The 20,923-nt window shown below is 41.5% G+C and carries 11 protein-coding genes and 2 pseudogenes; 8 read left to right on the top strand and 5 right to left on the bottom strand.

The features are described 5' to 3' along the window. Window positions 1-246: 246 nt before the first annotated feature. From kdpB to QUD05_RS13545, 3 genes are all read left to right on the top strand, one after another. Entirely contained in the window at window positions 247-2,352 is a 2,106-nt protein-coding gene (gene kdpB, locus QUD05_RS13555; protein WP_289796511.1) for a potassium-transporting ATPase subunit KdpB, read from the top strand. 337 nt (window positions 2,353-2,689) lie between these two features. After that, on the top strand, window positions 2,690-3,289 hold the full coding sequence (kdpC, locus tag QUD05_RS13550) for a K(+)-transporting ATPase subunit C (RefSeq protein WP_289796510.1): 600 nt from the start codon (window positions 2,690-2,692) through the stop codon (window positions 3,287-3,289). A gap of 129 nt (window positions 3,290-3,418) precedes the next feature. Then, complete coding sequence (locus QUD05_RS13545) at window positions 3,419-4,576, top strand: universal stress protein (protein WP_289796508.1); 1,158 nt, start codon at window positions 3,419-3,421, stop codon at window positions 4,574-4,576. Between the two features lie 152 nt (window positions 4,577-4,728). On the opposite strand, the gene QUD05_RS13540 is transcribed toward QUD05_RS13545, so the two are convergent. Then, entirely contained in the window at window positions 4,729-6,144 is a 1,416-nt protein-coding gene (locus QUD05_RS13540) for a folate/biopterin family MFS transporter (protein ID WP_289796506.1), read from the bottom strand. Window positions 6,145-6,448: 304 nt separating this feature from the next. On the opposite strand from QUD05_RS13540, the pseudogene QUD05_RS13535 reads away from it, so the two are divergent. Continuing rightward, a pseudogene (locus QUD05_RS13535) lies at window positions 6,449-11,958 on the top strand (trifunctional serine/threonine-protein kinase/ATP-binding protein/sensor histidine kinase). A 218-nt stretch (window positions 11,959-12,176) separates the two neighbouring features. Here the strand turns inward: QUD05_RS13535 and QUD05_RS13530 are convergent. Genes QUD05_RS13530 through QUD05_RS13520 form a run of 3 tightly spaced genes read right to left on the bottom strand, consistent with a single transcriptional unit; the run spans window position 12,177 to window position 14,943 of the window. Continuing rightward, window positions 12,177-13,283, bottom strand: a complete 1,107-nt coding sequence (locus QUD05_RS13530) for a precorrin-8X methylmutase (protein ID WP_289796505.1) — start codon at window positions 13,281-13,283, stop codon at window positions 12,177-12,179. A 3-nt stretch (window positions 13,284-13,286) separates the two neighbouring features. Beyond that, window positions 13,287-13,838 (bottom strand): hypothetical protein, encoded by a 552-nt coding sequence (locus tag QUD05_RS13525; protein WP_289796504.1) that lies wholly within the window; start codon window positions 13,836-13,838, stop codon window positions 13,287-13,289. After that, entirely contained in the window at window positions 13,825-14,943 is a 1,119-nt protein-coding gene (locus tag QUD05_RS13520) for an AAA family ATPase (RefSeq protein ID WP_289796503.1), read from the bottom strand. Before QUD05_RS13520 ends, QUD05_RS13525 begins: the two co-directional genes overlap by 14 nt. 123 nt (window positions 14,944-15,066) lie before the next feature. Here QUD05_RS13520 and QUD05_RS13515 point away from each other — a divergent pair, with 123 nt between their 5' ends. Next, a complete protein-coding gene (locus tag QUD05_RS13515; RefSeq protein ID WP_289796502.1) occupies window positions 15,067-17,052 on the top strand; it encodes a heavy metal translocating P-type ATPase in 1,986 nt (661 codons plus the stop codon). A gap of 265 nt (window positions 17,053-17,317) precedes the next feature. On the opposite strand, the pseudogene QUD05_RS13510 reads toward QUD05_RS13515, so the two are convergent. After that, window positions 17,318-17,923: pseudogene (locus QUD05_RS13510) on the bottom strand (N-acetylmuramoyl-L-alanine amidase family protein); the annotation flags it as partial. Window positions 17,924-18,153: 230 nt separating this feature from the next. Here QUD05_RS13510 and rsmI point away from each other — a divergent pair. The 3 genes from rsmI (at window position 18,154) to QUD05_RS13495 (ending at window position 20,659) form a co-directional block, all read left to right on the top strand. Further along, window positions 18,154-19,014, top strand: coding sequence for a 16S rRNA (cytidine(1402)-2'-O)-methyltransferase (rsmI, locus tag QUD05_RS13505; RefSeq protein ID WP_289796501.1), 861 nt, complete (start codon window positions 18,154-18,156; stop codon window positions 19,012-19,014). Between the two features lie 389 nt (window positions 19,015-19,403). Next, entirely contained in the window at window positions 19,404-19,682 is a 279-nt protein-coding gene (locus QUD05_RS13500; RefSeq protein WP_289796500.1) for a GlsB/YeaQ/YmgE family stress response membrane protein, read from the top strand. 59 nt (window positions 19,683-19,741) lie between these two features. Then, window positions 19,742-20,659, top strand: coding sequence for a hypothetical protein (locus QUD05_RS13495; RefSeq protein ID WP_289796499.1), 918 nt, complete (start codon window positions 19,742-19,744; stop codon window positions 20,657-20,659). The last annotated feature ends 264 nt before the right edge of the window (window positions 20,660-20,923 follow it).

Raw genomic sequence — 20,923 nt, 5'->3', positions numbered from 1 at the left:
CGCCCCGCTAACAGCACTCAGCTATATCTTGCTCTACGCGTCTCGTACCAGTATCTTATTTTTAACTGGGTAATTACTCAGAACTAGAGTTTTTATTCATACTTATTTCTCCCTGGCTCCTGCCGTTATTTTATAAATTATCCGGTTTCGTAGGATGCGTTACTAACGCATCCTACAATTTGGATATTTTTTTATTAGAAGTTCCTATAACTCCTAACTCCTAACTTCTCACTGCTAACTTTATTTATGAATCCAGTGGCAACTAACTTTAAAGCTAGACGCCCAAGTTCTCGTTCTGGCGATCGCCGCCAAAAACGTAAAAAGACTAGGGCAAATAATAAGTGGCTGTACTTAAGAGCAATTAGAGATGCTTTTGTCAAGCTCAACCCCAAGTATGCAATCAAAAATCCAGTAATTTTTGTGGTTTGGGTGGGGACAATCATCATCCTATTGCTAACGATTGATCCCAACCTATTTAGCCCAACCCTGCAAAAGAACCCGCAAGTTTTCAACGCCTTGTTGTCGGGGATTTTATTCTTTACAGTTTGGTTTGCCAATTTTGCCGAAGCAGTGGCAGAAGGGCGGGGTAAAGCCCAAGCGGATGCCTTGCGGTTAACAAAGTTAGAGGCGATCGCGAAAAAACTTGCTGCCGATGGCACACTTAGTGAAGTTTCATCCACCAGCCTTAAACAGGGCGATACCATCTACGTCGTTGCTGGCGATATCATCCCCGCCGATGGTGAAGTAATCATGGGTGTTGCTTCCGTGGATGAATCAGCAATTACTGGGGAATCTGCACCAGTATTAAAAGAATCAGGCTCCGATGTTGCCAGTTCTGTCACTGGTGGGACGCGGATTATTTCAGATGAACTAATTATCCGTATTACTACTGATCCAGGTAAAGGCTTTATTGACCGAATGATTACCTTGGTAGAAGGGTCAGAACGCAGCAAAACACCTAATGAAATTGCCCTCACGGTATTGTTGGCAGTTCTCAGCTTAGTGTTTTTGTTAGTTGTAGTCACCTTGCCCGCCCTTGCTTACTATGTCAACAGTCCAGTCAGCGTCCCAATTTTAATTGCCCTATTAGTAGCTTTAATTCCTACCACCATTGGCGGCTTACTAAGTACCATCGGTATTGCTGGTATGGATCGAGTTGCCCAATTTAACGTTATTGCCACATCAGGACGAGCAGTCGAAGCCTGTGGTGATATTAATACTTTACTTCTCGACAAAACAGGTACAATTACCCTCGGCAACCGTCTGGCGGAAGAGTTTATTCCCCTCAACGGTCATTCAATGTCAGAAATTGCTAATGTTGCCTGGGCGGCTAGTGTCTTTGACAATACACCAGAAGGTAAATCCATTGTCCGACTAGCAGAAAAGTTGGGCGCAAGATTTGATTTTGACTCCACTCAGGCAGAAGGAGTTAGTTTTTCCGCCAAAACCCGGATGAGTGGCACGAATTTACCTGGTGGCTATGAGGCCAGAAAGGGAGCAGTAGAAGCTATTAAAGGATTTGTCCGCTCCCGCAACGGACGCGATACACCAGAATTGGATGCTGCCTACGAACGAGTTTCTCGCCTGGGAGGTACACCCCTAGCAGTCAGCCTAGATAACGAAATTTATGGGATTATTTATCTCAAAGATATAGTTAAACCTGGTATCCGCGATCGCTTTGAGCAACTGCGACGGATGGGAGTGCGTACCATCATGCTAACTGGAGACAACCGAATTACCGCTTCTGTCATTGCCAAAGAAGCTGGAGTTGATGACTTCATTGCCGAAGCCACACCAGAAGACAAAATCAGTATCATTAAGCAGGAACAAGCAGCAGGTAAACTGGTAGCCATGACGGGAGATGGAACTAACGATGCTCCCGCATTAGCCCAAGCTAACGTCGGCGTGGCAATGAATACAGGAACGCAAGCTGCAAAAGAAGCCGCTAACATGATCGATTTGGACTCCGATCCCACAAAGCTGCTCGATATCATTGGTGTTGGTAAACAATTGTTGATTACTCGCGGAGCATTGACGACATTTTCCATCGCTAATGATATTGCTAAATACTTTGCAATTATCCCAGTGATATTTGTCGCTGCTAATTTGCAAAGCCTGAATATTATGAATTTGACTAGCCCTAAATCTGCTGTACTCTCAGCATTGATTTATAATGCTTTGATTATTCCTGCTTTGATTCCATTGGCATTAAAGGGTGTGAGGTTTAGACCACTGACAGCTAATCAGTTACTCCAACGCAATATCTTAATTTACGGCTTAGGTGGGGTGATTGCGCCGTTTATTGCAATTAAGTTGATCGATGTACTGATTACACTTGTGGGCTTGGCTTAAGGATAGCAAAAGTAGAGACGCTGAGAAACGATCGCATCTTGACCAAAGTAAAATAATAAACATTTTTACTTTTACCTGTTGACGGGAGGGATAAGAAGAATATGAATAAATATCGTTTTCATTCAGCACTGCTTTGACGATATCCTTTGTTTAGTCGNNNTGGCATAAACAACATCTACCACTCGCTATTTTTATCTTGCTGTGCTTGAATGTGGTAACTGCCCCAGTTGTTGTTTATGCTGTTGCTAACAGTATCTTANNNCCTCCTGTTAGGTGGGCAAAAAAANNNAAATTAAAAATTAAAAATTAAATTTTAAGCGCAATTGGAAAACTTTTTATGGCTATTATTCGAGAAACCATCAGAGCAATTTTTATAACTCTAATGCTTTGGTTGTTGACTGCAATCATCTATCCGCTGGGAATTCTTGTAGTGGGTCAAGTTTTTTTGCCCTATCAAGCTAATGGCAGCATCATGCGGAATCTAAGTAATGAACCAATTGGTTCGGCTTTGATTGGTCAGGTGTTCACATCTGAGCGATATTTCCATTCTCGTCCTAGTACTGTTAGATATAGCCAAGGAAGAAAAGCCAAGCCAACTGGCATATCTGGAGCTAGCAATCTCGCTGCCAGCAATCCAGAACTACTAAAGCGGATTTTAGAAGAAGCAGATAAATTGCGAGAGGAAAATCTTCAACCGATAGCCGATATAATTTATACCTCTGGTTCTGGTTTAGACCCGCATATTTCCTTTAGAGCGGCACGGCAGCAATTGACGCGAGTTGCTGGGGCGCGGGGAGTAAAAGAAGATGAGATTTTACCTTTAATTAATAAGTATACTGATGACAGATTTTTATGGATTTTTGGCGAACCGGGAGTTAATGTTCTCCGATTGAATTATGCTCTTGACTTGCAAGATATTAATCGTCAGCAAAATTAATAAATGGGGAGTGGGGAGTTAGGAGTGGGGAGTTAGGAGTTAGGAATAAATAGATAACTTTTTCATTACTCTCTACGCCTCTACGTGAACCAAGGATTATTGTTTTCAAGTATTCATGCAAGAGGCCTAATGTCAGATAAAAGTAATACTGGTTCGGCTGGGAATGCGCCTTTAAATTCTGCAAGTTACTCGCCTTATACAGTACGACGGCGGGGTAAGCATAAAATCTTTATTGGCATGGCTCCTGGAGTAGGCAAAACCTACCGGATGCTGGAAGAGGGACACGCATTCAAACAGGAAGGAATTGATGTTGTCGTTGGGCTTTTGGAAACCCACGGACGCAAGGAAACAACTGAAAAGGCAGAGGGACTGGAAATTATACCCCGTAAGAAATATCCTCGCGGTGAGTTGACGCTGATGGATATGGATACAGATGCTATTTTAAAGCGATCGCCCCAATTAGTTTTAATCGATGAACTTGCCCATACTAATGTCCCTGGTTCTCCACGCGAAAAGCGCTACGAAGATGTAGAAGTAGTTTTGGCAGCAGGTATTGATGTCTACTCCACAATGAATGTCCAACATCTGGAAAGTCTCAATGACTTAGTAGCTAGAATTACAGGTGTGGTAGTCAGGGAGCGGGTTCCTGACAGGATTATGGATGAAGCAGATGAAATAGTGGTAGTGGATGTCACACCAGAAACGCTGCAAGAACGGTTATTAGAAGGCAAGATTTACGCACAGCAAAAAATCCAACAATCCCTCGATAATTTTTTCCAACGCCGCAACCTAATTGCTTTGCGGGAGTTAGCTTTGCGGGAAGTGGCAGACAACGTGGAAGGAAATGCGATCGCCTCTACTCCCAACGGACAATTTTGTAATATTCACGAGCGGGTTTTGGTGTGTGTTTCTACTTATCCCAACTCAGTACAGCTGTTACGCCGGGGTGCAAGGTTGGCTAACTACATGAACGCGCCGCTTTATACATTGTTCGTTGCCGATCCAGAACGCTTCCTTACGAAGGAGGAAAGCTTACACATCCACACTTGTGAGAAACTATGTAAAGAATTTGAAGGTACTTTTCTTCGTGTTACCAACAGTAATATAGCTAATGCGATCGCTGAAGTCGCCGAGAAACATCGTATCACCCAAATTGTAATTGGAGAAAGTCAGCGATCGCGCTGGCAAATGCTCCTCAAAGGATCTTTGACGCAAAAATTGGTGCGCTTGCTCAAAAACATCGATTTGCATATTATTGCCAGCGAAAAAATGGTTTCATCCAAATAGGGCAGGGAGCAGGGAGCAGGGAGCAGGGAGCAGGGAGCAGGGGGGCAGGGGGAAAGAAGTGAAACTCTTTGTGTCTGATTTTAAATACTCAGCACTTTTTACTCAGCAGTCAGCACTCTTGATCTCATTTACTTGAAAACTGTCGTATTACACTATTCTAATATTTCCGACTTTGATTCCCTTAGTACCAACTCAGACATCAAATCAGGCGAAAATGATTGTTCTTCATTTTTGAATGTCTCAGTTTGCTCTTCAGTCGCAGGTAGCCATTTGATAAATGGTAGGGGTAACAGCGTGCTGAGGTTAGTAATTAACACCAAGAGCCAAAGTGACTCAAAGTTTGTTGCGGTGATCCCCAGCCAATACGTGATTAATGCCCCGAATGCATGGGAAACTGTTCCGGCTGAATTATAGACTGACATTAACAAGGCAAATAATGTTGCTTCCACACCAGAAGGACAAAGCCTTGCTGCTAGCACCATCACTTGCATAAAGGCAATTTTCCCCATCACAGTCAGAATCAGGCTATCACCCAAACTAAACCAGTGGTCATCTATACCCAATAGCCTGTTTGTGTGAGTCACCAACAACAGCATCGTCATCCCCAAAAGTGATGAAAGGACAGTACTCCAAGCAAAAATCACGCGAAAAGGGATGCTTTTAAGGAAACGTTGAAAAATCCAAACACCTGCCAAAGAAGCGAAACTTCCCACCAAGTTGACTCGCCCCAAAAATTCTGGTTCAAAGTGGAGTTCGTTGGTAGCGAAGTAGAAAAAGGCTGAGTCAGCATTTGGGGTAGCTTGCCAGATGAAGATAAATGCCGTTGGTAGCCAAATTGTTTTTTGACTAATGGCTTGGCGTAGCTGCTCCAGTTGATGTTTGATTGGCAAAGAGTTGGTTTGATTACTATCTTGAGCATCTTTGCTAACGGGGGACTCAGCAATTAACCAAGCCACTCCTGAAACGATCAGCGGAAATAAAGCGGTAATCCCAAAGACGGTACGGGTAGTAAAGTATTGGAGTAGTAGACCGCTACAGTAGGCTGTTATTAAACCTCCGATCGCAGAAGCACCCCAGCACAGAGATTGTAGTGAACCGGCTTTTGCTTGCGATTCGCCTCTGGCTCGTTCTACAACCAGCGAGTCAACGATAACATCACTCATGGCGACGGAGAGAGAACCAAAAGCGATCGCTAAGGTAGCTGCCCAGCTAGTATGAACTATTGTGGCCAGACTCATCCAAGAAGCAGTTCCCAGTATCCCGGATAAAATCAAGTAAGGACGGCGACGATAGCCAAATATAGGCAAGCCATCAGAGATAAAACCAAACACCGACTTGATCATCCAAGGTAGGAAGACAATTCCCAATAGCGCCGACACCTGGACTGGACTCAACAGCAATTCATCTTTGAGGAAAAAACTAACGGCTAGACGCGATAGCCCTAAAATTCCTTGGACAAAGTAAACGGTGAGAATTGCAATTAACTCCGCATTTGGTTCATTACCCAAGAAGAGTTTTTGTGTTATTGAGTCTTTGACCTTGGACAAGCCAGATGATTGATCTACCATTCGATAAATATTTTTTAAATTTTATTTACTTGTCTATCATATCGATTCCGAGGAGGTGGGTTTTTTCTCACCTTTTTCCTTTGGTTTCTTCTTGGAGTATTATTTAAGGCTTTTCTAACAAATTTTCTTTCTTCTAGCAAGATGTTCTCGTTTCTGAATGGCTATTCGCCTTTGAATTTGGGACATCAAATACAGTTCTATCTACTGCGATGATTTGCCCCTATGAATTGTCTCAAAAGACACACATAAACTGGCGTTACTGATTTGGGAACAATAAATTCAGAAATCACTAGGGTTTAGCAGTATGGTCAGCAGCATAGTCAGTATTCCCGGATACGACATAACTGAAGAAATCTACAACGGTTCCAGAACTCTAGTTTATCGGGGGTATCGAAAAACTGACTCATTACCTGTAGTAATTAAACTGCTAAAAAATTCATATCCCAGTTTCAGCGATCTGTTGCAGTTTCGCAATCAGTACACAATTGCCAAAAATCTTAACTCATCTGCGATCGTCCAAACCTACAGTCTGGAGGCGTATCAAAATGGTTATGCGTTGGTAATGGAAGATTTTGGTGGGATTTCTCTGAAAGATTATTTTGCTTCTTACCAGACGCTAGATATCAGGTCTTTACAAGAGTTTTTACAAATAGCGATCGCTCTGTGTGATGCATTAGATATTCTAATTCATCATCGGATTATTCACAAAGATATTAAACCCGCCAATGTTTTAATTAATCCAGAAACTAAAGAAGTTAAGTTAATTGACTTTAGTATTGCATCTCTACTGCCACGAGAAACTCAAGTCCTGATGAGTCCTAATGTATTAGAAGGAACACTCGGCTATTTGTCTCCAGAGCAAACTGGAAGAATGAATCGGGGGATTGATTACCGTACTGATTTTTATTCTTTAGGTGTAACTTTTTATGAGTTGCTATCAGGGGAATTACCTTTTAAGTCGCACGATCCGATGGAATTGGTACATTGTCATATTGCCAAACTTCCGCCAGTTTTAGGGGAGAGGGGAGAGGGGACAGAGAATAGGGAAGAGATTCCTCAAGTTCTCTGTGACATTGTGATGAAATTGATGGCGAAAAATGCTGAAGACCGCTATCAGAGTGCATTTGGGCTAAAATATGATTTAGAAAATTGTTTACATGAGCTAAAAGAGACGGGAAAAATTGCGAGTTTCCCAATTGCTCAACGGGATGTGTGCGATCGCTTTATTATCCCAGAAAAACTCTATGGTCGTGAGCATGAAGTGGAAACTCTGCTGAAAGCATTTGAACGTGTTAGCAACCCCCCTGAATCCCACGCCAGATGCTTCAAGTCGGCAGAGCCGCCCAACGCACTGGCTCCCCTTACTAAGGGGGAACTAAGGGGGTCGAATTAATGCTGGTGGCTGGTTTTTCTGGTATTGGTAAAACAGCAATTGTTAACGAGGTTCACAAACCCATTGTCCGACAGCGGGGCTACTTCATTAAGGGCAAATTTGACCAATTTAATCGGAATATTCCCTTCTTTGCTTTTGTGCAGGCGTTTCGAGACTTAATGGGACAATTGCTGAGTGAAAGTGATGTTCATTTGTCAACTTGGAAAAATAAAATTTTACAAGTGCTGGGCGATCAGGGGCAAGTCATTCTTGAGGTAATTCCCGAACTAGAACAAATTATTGGCCAACAACCATCTGCAACAGAACTTTCACCAAATGCAGCCCAGAATCGGTTTAATTTATTATTACAAAGATTTATTCAAGTATTCACTACCAAAGAACATCCCCTAGTCATATTTTTAGATGATATGCAGTGGGCTGATTCAGCATCAATGAAGTTGATCCAGTTACTAATGAATGAGTCAAACTCAGGATATTTATTATTAATTGGAGCTTATCGAGATAATGAAGTTTCTGCTGCCCATCCATTGATGTTGACATTAGATGAAATTGCCAAAGCTAATGCTACTATTAACAAAATTACATTAGCACCACTGAGTGAAGCCAGTTTAAATCAATTGGTTGCCGATACCCTAAACTGTTCGCTAGAAACTACAGAAATCTTAACACAGTTAGTATATCAGAAAACCAAGGGTAATCCATTTTTTAGTACGCAATTTTTCAAAGCACTGCATCAAGACCAGCTAATTAAATTTGATGTAAATAGCGGAAGCTGGCAGTGTGATATTGCCCAGATTAAGGCGTTAGCTCTGACAGATGATGTGGTTGATTTTATGGTTTTACAGTTGCGGAAATTACCAGAATCAACGCAGAATGTTTTGAAATTAGCAGCTTGTATTGGTAATCAATTTGATTTGGCAACATTGGCAATTGTTTCGGAAAATTCTGAAACCGAAACAGCAACATTTCTCTGGAAAGCATTACAAGAGGGATTAATCTTGCCCCAAAGCGAAGTTTACAAATTCTATGTTGGGCGAGAAACACAGGATTTAGTACAAAGTGCGCTAACTGTAAACTATAAATTTTTACACGATCGCATTCAACAAGCAGCTTATGCGTTGATCCCGGAGTCAAAAAAGCAATCCATCCATCTGCAAATTGGCCAACTGCTATTAAGCAAAATACCAGTTAAAAAGCAGGAAGAGAGAATTTTTGAGATTGTTAATCAGTTAAATATTGGTGTAAAGCTAATCACTCAGCAGTCTGAGCGAGATCGATTAGCAGAGTTAAATTTACTGGCTGGGCAAAAAGCCAAACTATCCACTGCTTATACGAATGCAATAGAATATATCAGTTGCGGTATTCAGCTATTGAGAAAAGATAGCTGGCAACAACAGTATTCACTCACATTAGCATTGTATGAAGAAGCTGCTTCGGCAGCCTATCTTATGGGCCAGTTTGACGAAGTAGAAGAGTTTGTTGAGCAAGTGCAACAACATGCTAAAGTCTTAATAGATCGGGTGAAATCGATAGAAATTCAAATCCAATCTTATTTAGCTCAGAGTCGTTTTGATGATTCAATTCAGACTGCGATCGCACTGCTAAATCTCTTAGGTGTGAAACTATCTCATCAAGCAACTAAAATACAAACATTACTCAATCTAGCCCAAACAAAATTACGATTTTTAGGTAAATCTCCTTTAAGTTTGATTGATTTACCTAATATGACTGGGGACAAACAACTAGCAGCAATCCGAATTTTGGCTAGTACAAATTCCACAGCTTATATTGCTCGTCCAGATTTACTGCCACCAATAATCTTGAGCGAAGTCAATTTATCGATGCAGTACGGTAATGCTGCGGCATCTGCATTTGGCTATGCCTGGTATGGATTGATTGAGTGTGGCATTCTGGGAAATATTGAGACAGGTTATAAATTTGGTCAATTAGCATTACAAGTTCTCGAAAAATTCCATAGTAAAGAATTCAAAGCTAGAACTTTCTTCATTGTTCAAACATTTATTAATCACTGGCATCAACCACTTAAAGACACAATTGCACCGTTAATTGAAGCCTATCAAGTGGGTTTAGAAACCGGAGATATCGAATATGCAGCTTGGGCTAGCTATAGCTGTAGTTTTCATGGATATTTGATGGGGCAAGAATTAGCTGAGTTAGAAAAACAGATGGGTGACTATGCTGAAGTCTATAGTCATTTTAGACAAGAAAAACCCCAGACTTATATTAATTCATTTCGTCAAGCCATATTGAATTTGTTAGGACAATCTACCGATCCCAGTTATTTATCAGGTGCTGTTTATGATGCCCAAACTATTCGTTCATTACAAGAGCAAGCAGGCGATCGCACTGGATTGAGCTTTAGCTATGCCAATGAACTGATACTTTGCTACCTATTTGAAAATTATACCAGAGCATCTGAGGCAGCAATTCAGGCAATAACTTATTTAGATGGGGTAACATCGGCAGCAGTTGTACCAATAGTTTATTTTTATGAGGCGTTAACCCAACTAAATCTCTATCCAACAGCAACAGCTAACGAACAAAAACAGATTCTTAAAAAAATCACATCCCATCAGAAAAAACTGAAAAAATGGGCGCATCATGCCCCAATTAATCATCAACACAAATTTTATTTAGTCGAAGCAGAACGGCAGCGGATTTTGCTGCACAAAAACAAAGCAATGGAATTGTACAATTGCGCCATAACTCTAGCGAAAGAAAATGCATATATCCAAGAAGAAGCTTTGAGTAATGAACTAGCGGCCAAGTTTTACCTCGACTGGGACAAAGAAAAAATCGCCCAAGTTTATATGCAAGAAGCTTATTACTGTTATGCTCGTTGGGGCGCTAAAGCCAAAACTGAAGACTTAGAAAAACGCTATCCTCAACTCCTGGCTCCCATCTTACAAGGGCAAATTAATCACTTTCAACTGAGTTCAACTGTCGATGCATCATCATTACCAAATCAAACCATCCACACAAACCTCTCTAGCAGCAGTATCTCTGAAGCCCTCGATTTGTCCACCATCTTGAAAGCCTCACAAGCCCTCTCCAGTGAAATTCAATTAGAGCAATTACTCACTACACTTTTGCAAGTAGTGATGGAAAATGCTGGGGCACAAAAAGCTGCATTACTTGTACTCAAACAGGAAAATTTAGTGGTTGAAGCCATAGCCACTATTGATGAAGGAGTCACCCTATTATCTGTACCATTGTCAACCAGCGAAGACATTCCCATTACACTGGTGAACTTTGTCAAACACAGTTTAAAAACTGTTGTACTGGATGATGCAACAGCACAAACTGATTTTATCGCTGATTCATATTTCATGCAGCAACAACCTAAGAGTGTGTTGTGTACGCCAATATTAAATCAGGGAAAAATTATCGGGCTGCTATATCTAGAAAATCCGCTAACAATTGGTGCATTTACTCGCGATCGCACCGAAGTTATCCAACTGCTATGCGCTCAAGCTGCCATCTCTCTAGAAAATGCCCGCCTTTATCAAGAATACCAGAATTATGCTCATCAACTAGAGCGATCGCTGCAAGAACTTGAGCAAGCCCAACTACAAATGGTGCAAAACGAAAAAATGGCAACATTGGGCAATTTGGTTGCAGGTGTGGCACATGAAATTAATAATCCCATTGGATTTCTGGAAGGTAGCCTCCACAATGCTGAAGAGTATACTCAAGACTTACTCGCCCATATCCAATTGTTTAAACAACATCATCCCACTCCGGCGATCGCAGTCATTGAGCATGGCGAAAAAATTGACCTCGAATTTCTAATTGAAGATTTACCAAAGCTAGTAAGTTCGATGAAGGTGGCTTCAGAACGGATTAAAGATATTAGTATCAGTCTCCGCACCTTCTCCAGAGCCGATACAGCCGAAAAAGTTGCTTGTAACCTCCATGAAGGAATTGAGAGTACCCTGTTAATTTTGAAATATCGCCTCAAAGCTAACGAAAAACGTCCAGCGATTGAAGTCATCACTAAATACGGAAATTTACCGCCTGTCAAGTGCTTTTTAGGACAGCTAAATCAAGTATTTATGAACATCCTTGCAAATGCAATTGATGTCTTCGATGCATCCATTGAGGGGCGTTCTTTTGCCCAAGTGCAAGGCGATCGTCAGCAAATACTGATTCAAACCGAAGTATCCAGTAACGAACAAACGGTAATAATTCGGATGAAAGATAACGGCCAGGGGATGCCAGAGGAAATTAGATTGCGGATCTTTGACCACCTATTTACAACCAAAGAGGTTGGCAAAGGAACAGGATTAGGATTAGCGATCGCTCGTCAAATTGTTGAGGAAACCCATAATGGAAGCTTGAGTTGCAATTCTGTACTTGGTGAAGGAACAGAATTTGTCATTGAGATTCCAGTATTTTAACTCTACTATTCTGCTCACTAGACCTCTTGCAAAAGTGCTTTTTGCAAGAGGGGGAAAAGGGTAAAGGTTAAAGGGGAAGGGGACAATACAGAACCTTTTCCCCTTCCCCCTTACCCTTTTCCCGACTTATGCAAGAAGTCTACTGATTACTAAGACCCCTCACTTATTCGCCAACAGTCTCATAGAATTAGCCAGGACAGGCTGTCTTAAATGAATACTTATTTGAGATAACAATGACAATCTGGCTTATCTATCAGGGACTCAACCAAAGCATTTAGGGCCGTTGCAGCTAATGCGCCACCTCCTAAAGTCCCTTCAACTGTAATATAAGGTATCCCTTGTTGCATCAGTTGTCGCTTGGCTGCGGGAGCGTGGCTAAAGCCAATGGGCATTCCAATTACTAATGCAGGCTGAATTTTTTGGTTAGCAATGGCTTTACAAGCTTCCAGAAGTACTGAGGGAGCATAACCAACTACCAGCACACATCCATTACTTACTTGCAGCAATTTTGTTCGCCATTCTTGATGTTGCCAAAAGGCGAGTTCTGCTTCAGTGGCAGTAGTAATATGAGGGTTATCAATTAAGGTTTCGGTGCGGCATCCTAAGTGAAGTAATCGGGTTTGATCTAAAGCAGCAGCAACCGTTTGAGTATCGACAACAATTTGACAACTTGAAGATAAAGCTTCTCGACTAGCTGCGATCGCATCTCGACTCAATTTAATAAAGGACACTAAACTGACATCGCCACAAGCCAAAACCAACTGAGAAATTAAATGCTGTTCAATTTCCGAACGGTGAGACAAATCAGGAAGTAAGCGTTGTAGCGATTCGGTAAAAGCTTCCGAGTGGGTATGAATTTCGGCATCCAAGCCACTCCAGAGATTTTCCAATCCTCCCAATCCGGCTTGAGTTTCAACATCAAGTAACTTGAGTTGCGCCAAAACTTCCGCCTGGATAATTTGACAATGGCGATCGCGTCCCAATAATCCTTCTAATGCTGATGCAGTTTGCCGCAGTTGGGAGATTTGTTGCATCACCGCGCGATATTGCTGCTGGAGTTGTCCCATCAAGTTAACAGTTGTATCGGCTTCTGGTTCCACCTCCAAAATATTGCGGATATGATTTAGCTGAAACCCTTGCTGCTTGAGTGCGACAATCCGTTGTAACCGGAGAACATCTTTTTGGGTGTAGAGACGGTAATTGCTGCGCGATCGCACTGGTTGCGGTAGCAGTCCCAATTGATGGTAATGGCGCACCATCCGCGGAGTCAAACCGCCTCCTACTGCATCAGTAAGTTCTTTAATAGTTAAGCAACCAGCATTCATGATTTACCCCAACAACGGCAAAATTCTTTGTAACTCTTCACAAGCCGCCTGAAGAGATAGTGGCGCATTTTCATCTAAACCTTGGTAACACTGATTTACCAAGTTTTCTACAGATGGTTTGCAGGCTGACTCATTTCTAGGAAATTTTGGATATTCTGTTTCTTCATCAACAGCCTGTCCCCGTAAATAATGTATCCAAGTTTCAATATTTCTTTTTGGCACGAATATTGCTATGGCTTCATCAGGCTGGCGAATCTGCTGTGAATCTTCTTTCAGTGCATCATCTAATTGCTTCAACCTTTCCTCTACCGTTTTTTTATCTGCATCAATCACTACAACCAGCCCAATAGATAAGTAGCTTGCCTTGCTGCGGTATGCTTTCACTTCTTTTGGATAACACAATCGCACATACTGTTCTGCGGATTGGCTTCCATCTGGGCAAGGTAAAAATCTGATTGTTCCATTAAAGCCTCGTATTTTTAGAAAATGACGAGCAAAAACCTCTTGTTGCCTATCCTCACACAAGACAAGAATCTGTATTCTACGCTGGCTCATATAGCCATCCCCGCGCAATCAATTCTGAAACGGGTAATCCAGTATTGTCAGCCAACTCATTACTAATCTTTTTCACCTTCACAGGTTTATTGATTTGACGCTCAAACCAATAACCTATAGGTGATGCTAAAAGATAATTAATTAGTTCTGGATGATGGGAAATCAGCAAAGCTTGTAATTTTTCTTCACTGCAAAAATCATATAGTTTAATTAGCCAGGGCTGAATTTCTGGCAGGGCTAAAAAATTTTCTGGCTCATCTATACATAATGTATAGTCTTCAGATTGAGTACAATACAGGAAAGTATAAAGAGCAAAAAGCGCTTTTTGTCCATCAGATAATTCACTTAAACGATAATCAATAATTTTTGTCTTATCTTCCTCATCTGCAAACTGCAATTTTAGAGTTACATACTCTTCGGTTAAATATTCCCATCTAAAGCCTAAAAAGCCAGGTAACAATGTTTTTAGCACATTAATTAACTCTGCTGTTTTAGCTTCTTCTTGAGTGATATACCGATACCAAGAAGCAAAATTTTCCATTTTCCAATTCAGTTGCAACTCTTCTTTTTTACTCCCATTGGTCATGAAGCTAGGAATAATTTGTACAATGATTAATCGTTCCATCCGCATTTGGAACCATTTCAGTTTGGTATTGCCACTTTCTATTAGTAATAATATTGCAGAATGAGAGGTAGGGAATGGAAAATCAGACATATATGAATTATCATCTCTAGCAAGCTGACCCTTACCATTCTCAATATTTAATAAAAGATTATTATTGAAATACAGGCGCTCATATTTAACATGGCAATTATGTTTCATATGATGTTCAATGGCAAGTTCATATTTATAATCGCCACCATTGCCAGAAATTTCTAACTCAAAACGCTGAATTTCTAAAGTCTGCCAGCGTGTGCAGTCAGAAGATTTAAAAACTTCTCCTGCGTCACAATGAATAGTTAAAAAGGCTTGAATTTTTCTTAATGACTCAAAAACAGTTGATTTTCCTGAACCATTAGCACCAAGAAACAGATTAATCGAGTCAAAATTTATCTCAAAATTTACCAACCCACGAAAGTTATCAATATAAATTCGCTTTAGCATAGATTTTTCCTCTTAATGCAGGAGTGTAAAAGGATTTTACTTTTCATTTTTAACTCCCATATCCTTGACATTAACATCAATGTCAAGGTTTAGCCTGAGAGAGTCACTATAAATTCACCTCTCATGCTCTACCCCCAACGTTTAGGCCAAGTCACCAGAGAACACGCAGATACCGTAGCCGCCCTTTTGTGTGGCTTATTGTTACTTTTCGGATGGTTCGCCTTGCATCTCGGTTGGTTGGGATTGGCGTTCCTGCTACTACCCGCTGCTTATGTAATTGGTGGTTACGAAAGTGCGCGAGAAGGATTGACTACCCTCTTCAAAGAAAAAGAACTCGATGTAGATTTGTTGATGATTGTCGCCGCCATTGGTGCTGCTAGCCTCGGCTTATGGCGAAGAGAATATCATCTAATTATTGATGGGGCAATTTTGATTCTGATCTTTGCCATCAGTGGCGCACTCGAAGGCTATGCAATGCAGAGAACTGAGCGGAGTATCCGCAGTTTGATGAGTTTGACACCAGATACAGCAAGGGTTTTGCTTCAGGGGAGGGAAGAGGAAATTCCGATCAGTCAGCTAAAAGTGGGTGATGAGATTGTCGTCAAACCTGGAGAGCTAATTCCTACTGATGGGATAATTTTATCTGGTTACAGCACCCTCAATCAAGCTGCAATTACGGGTGAGTCTTTACCTGTAGAGAAAACAGTGGGCGCAGAAGTATTTGCTGGTACACTCAACGGCTATGGTGCATTGCAGATTAAGGTACACAAACCAGCCCAAAGTAGTTTAATCCAGCGTGTGATTCGTTTGGTAGAACAAGCGCAGACAGAAGCACCACCTTCCCAAGAGTTTATCGATCGCTTTGAAAAAGGATATGCCAAAGTCATTGTAGTAGCTGGGATATTGCTGGCAACTTTACCGCCATTTCTTTGGGGTTGGGATTGGGAAACAACAATTTATCGCGCTCTTACTTTCCTGGTAGTGGCTTCTCCCTGTGCGCTGATGGCTGCAATTATGCCCACCCTGCTTTCAGGAATCGCCAATGGTGCAAGACAGGGGATTTTGTTTAAAAATGGGGCGCAGTTGGAGAAGATTGGCCAAGTCCGAGCGATCGCATTTGATAAAACTGGTACTCTTACAACAGGACAGGTGCAGGTATTTCAGGTAGTTTCAGCTAATGAATACACTAATGATGATGTATTAAAAACAGCTGCTAGTGTCGAAGCATCTTCCGAACATCCCATCGGTAAGGCAATTGTACAAGCGGCTAGCGATTTAGATTGGGTTGGTGCAATCCAAGTGCAAGCTATACCGGGACAGGGAATTGTCGGAATTGCTCAAGAACAACAAATAATTGTCGGGAATGCCATTTTTGTGCAGCAGTATGTAACAAATTTACCTGAAGAATTGCGAGAAATCGTTCAATCTTGGGAGCAAGAAGGTAAAACTGTGGTTTGGGTAGCACAGGAAAGCAGGGGAGCAGCACTTCTCTACGAGAGGCTGCGCCAACGGCTACGCTCAGTGAACGAGGAGCAGGGGGGCAGAGGAGCAGAGGTGATGGGTGTAATTGCGATCGCAGATCAAGTAAGAACGCAAGCAGCCGCAACCATCAGCCGATTAAAGAAACTGGGAGTTGAACAAATTGTCATGCTAACCGGGGATAATCAGGAAACTGCTCGCAGTGTAGCCAAAGCAGTCGGAATCGATCGGGTATATGCCCAACTTCTACCAGAAGATAAGCTGAATGTTATCCGCCGTTTACAGCAACAATATCAAACAGTTGCAATGGTAGGCGATGGCATTAATGATGCACCAGCTTTAGCGCAAGCATCCGTGGGTATAGCAATGGGAGTATCTGGTAGCGATGTGGCATTAGAAACCGCAGATATCGTACTGATGGCAGACAGGTTAGAAAAAATTGCTGTAGCGATGCATTTGGGCAGGCGATCGCAAGCCATCGTAAAACAAAATATAGTTGTAGCGTTGAGTTTCATTATGTTGCTTTTAGTCGGCAACTTTCTAGGAAATATTAACCTACCCATCGGCGTCATTGGTCATGAAGGTTCCACAGTATTAGTTACCCTCAGTGGACTAAGATTGCTGAAATAATGAACCAAAAAATGGTATTTTGTCATTCGGTTTTTGCCAAACATTTATCAAAACAGAATTCAGGAGTCAGGTGGTCGCCGAGCGACTTGCCTTGAGCGTTCGCGTAGCGTCTCGTAGAGAAGTCGAAAGGAGTCGAGGTGAGCCAGAATTCAGAATGAATTTTGAACGAAAAAGCAGATAGCCAGTATTTTCGAGTCGCGTCTTGATTCTGACTCCTGTTAGCGGTAGCGGGGCGTTTAGCCCATTCTGACTTCTGAATTCTTCTTCAATGTAGAGACGGTGATTTATCGCGTCTCTTAACAGTATTGGGAGTGATTGCACCCTGAAACCACTCAACAACACCAATTGCCAAAACTCGTGCTAATTTTTTTTGTTCATCGGTATTAGCTATCCATTCAAATTCTTCGGGGTTAGTCATAAAACCCAGTTCCATTACCACCGATGGTGCTGTAGAGGGACGAGTTAGCGCCAAGTTATTCCAAAACACCCCCATTGATGAACGTCCTAACTGGTTAACTAGATAATGGTGAAGAAAAACGGCTAGGCTATGGGCTTGAGAATGATACCAAAAAGTTCTAATGCCCTTGGTATTCTCTGCATCTCCGTCGTCGGGTACTGCTGTGTAATGTATGGTTAGAGCGATCGCTGGTTGTTGTTGATCGATCATAGCTTGGCGCTCGGACAAAGCTACTTCTCTGTCATCTTCTCGCGTCATCACTACTAACGCACCTCTTAAGACCAGTTCATCACGCAGCAACTTAGATACTGTGAGGCTAACATCTTTAGCAAAATATCCTGTTGCTCCAGCCGCGCCAGTTTCTTGCCCTCCGTGTCCTGGGTTAACTAAAATCTTAATACCAGATAATGGTTGTAATTGTCCCTGTGCAAAAGCTGGTGCAGAAATGAATATAGAACTGATCGCTAAACCTAAAATTGGTTTCATTTAAAGATTCCTAATAAAATCAGCTTGCAGAGATAATCTGCATAGTTGGATTAGTTTAACAGGTGTGGTTCAAATACATGAAAACTGCTGTAACTTCAAACTCTTACCTCCTAACTCCTAACTCCTAACTCCTAACTCCTAACTCCTAACTCTTACTCATGCAAACCGATCCAAAACCAGGAACACTTTACGTTGTCGGCACACCAATTGGCAACCTGGAAGATATCACCTTTCGGGCAGTGCGAATTTTGCAAACTGTGGATATCATTGCTGCGGAAGACACGCGTCATACGGGGAAACTGCTACAGCATTTTCAAGTTAAAACACCCCAGGTGAGTTACCACGAACACAATCGTACCAGCCGTATTCCAGAATTATTAGAGCATTTAGTTAATAATAAAGCGATCGCTCTGGTGAGTGATGCTGGGATGCCAGGTATTTCCGATCCTGGATATGAACTGGTGAAAGCCTGTATTGAAGCGGGAATTCCTGTAGTTCCCATTCCTGGCGCTAGTGCAGCAATTACCGCTTTGAGTGCAGCGGGATTACCAACGGATCGGTTTGTCTTTGAAGGCTTTCTCCCGGCGAAAACTCAACAGAGACAAGAACATTTAGAATCTCTGCAAACAGAATCTCGCACTTTGATTTTCTACGAATCGCCGCACCGTTTGCGAGATACTTTGCAAGACTTAGCAGAAATTTGGGGAAGCGATCGCCAAATTGTGCTAGGACGGGAGTTAACTAAATTGTATGAAGAATTTTGGCGGGGGACAATTGCCGAGGCGATCGCTTACTACAGCCAACGAGAACCCCAAGGTGAATATACATTAGTAGTCGCGGGAATTCCAGCCAGTCAGCCCCAACTGACAGAACAAGAATTGAAAGCCGAATTGAAGCAGTTAATTAGTCAAGGAATATCGCGATCGCAAGCTAGCCGTCAGTTAGCAAAATTTACTTCCCTTCCCCGTCGCCAACTATATCAACTAGCTCTTTCTATAGTCTCCAGTCATGAGCCTTGAACGGCTGACATCGCTTTTTTGAAAATCGAAATTATAGATGTGAAATGTATAGATTTCTTTATTTTTTCTTCCTTTTTTGTCCTTTTCGACGAGATACTACGCTTACTTCTACAGGGAAGTAAGCTACACGTCCCGTCTCAGATAGAAGGCGGTTAGCTTCCTTATCTACATCTTGTATGATGTCAAACAGGACTGCTATACAAATACTTGAATGTACAGAATGTGACTAATTTGTATATTCATCCTCAAAGATGACTTGGCGAATATTCAAATGATATCCAAAGATTTCTGATATTAGTTCTCTAGATAGATCGAAAACTTTCCAGGCAAACTTTAATATGAAATAGTCAAATGCAAACAAAGCAGATTCTCAATGAAGGAGAAAATCAATGACTAACATTATTGCTTGGTTGGTTTTGGGTTTAATTGCAGGTGCGTTAGCTAAATTATTTTATCCTGGAACCCAAGGTGGCGGTATTATCTCTACTATTATCTTAGGAATCCTGGGAGCCGTATTCGGGGGTTACTTAGGTCAAGTATTGTTAGGAAGTAGCTCGGCAGCAGCTGCATCTGTAGGAGCTTTATCTCTGGGAAGCATTTTATTTGCTGTTATTGGTGCAATGATCCTAATTTTCCTTTGGGGTTTACTGACTCGTCGAGCTGTGTAATTACCTCAATTTCAGGTAACAATCTTGGGAATCACTTCTAACTGCAATAAACCGATAAAATGACATTAGAAAAAGAGCGAAGAACTATAGGAGTTTTCGCTAGGAATTCCGATGCACAATTGGTACTAAAGGAACTAAAAGCTTCTAATTTTCCAATGGACAAAGTTTCTGTTATTGCACGGAATACAGAAGAAGAAGAAAGTGATATTGCTGGTGTTGAAATTGAAGAATGCACTAGCAATACATCCTCAGAAGATGCTGCTGGAGCCGTTGCTAGTGATACTTTAGACCGTCTTACTGACTTATCAGTCGGTCTAGTCCTCTTGGTAATTCCTGGTATAGGCCCAGTCATCTTAGCCGGAGCGGAAGTAACTGCGATCGCTACCACTTTAGCAGGTGGTTTGCCTGCTTTGTTCCTAAGTTTAGGAATTGCTGAAAATCTTGCACAGGGTTATAGCGATCTTGTCTGTAAAGGTTACTATTTGGTGATAGTAACCGGCATAGACATAGAAATTCGTCTCGCCAAGAGGATTTTTAATCGCCGTGATATTCAACAATGGGGAGTCTTTGAGCCATACTCGACCCCAAATAATCGCTATAAATACGCACTTGGTATTTTTGATCAGCGTCAAGACGCAGAAAGAGCGCTTACTGAACTGAGAAGCGCTGACTTCCCAATGAGTCAAGTATCAATAGTTGTTAAAAATACAAGCAGCTTAAGTGATATTTGTGAGGTAGATATCAGCAGTTCTCAAGAGAAATATACTACTTTTTTAGGAATTTCTGATGAGTTAGCTAGATATTATGAGCATCATCTGACTCTTGGTCATTACTTATTAGTGTTAAAAAGCACTGATATCTATTTAGCAGGTGCAAGAGCTATTTTAGAGAGTAACAAGATTCAACATTTTAGTATTTATAGTCAATCCGAGCTTGATGCAGCTAGAAGCGATCGCCAGTTTATTACCAACTTCTAATTAATCCTCAAGTTAATAATTGAATTGTGCATATTACTAATAACTTAGCTTATATATAGGTTAAGCAATACAATAGTACTATATGCATATACTTCTGTAGATATAGGTTGTCTTTTGAAACCTTAACTTTCCCGTGGAATGAATACCACTTGCGCTGTAGATTGATGTACAATGGCATAGGTGTCATATCCAACTGTAAAAGCGTTTTTTATTAATAAAAATGTCAAATTTCTTAAATAATATTTTTATTTAAATATATAACTA

It is taken from the genome of Nostoc sp. GT001 (genome assembly GCF_030382115.1).
GTDB lineage: Bacteria > Cyanobacteriota > Cyanobacteriia > Cyanobacteriales > Nostocaceae > Nostoc.
This window is presented reverse-complemented; position numbering and strand designations above follow the sequence as displayed.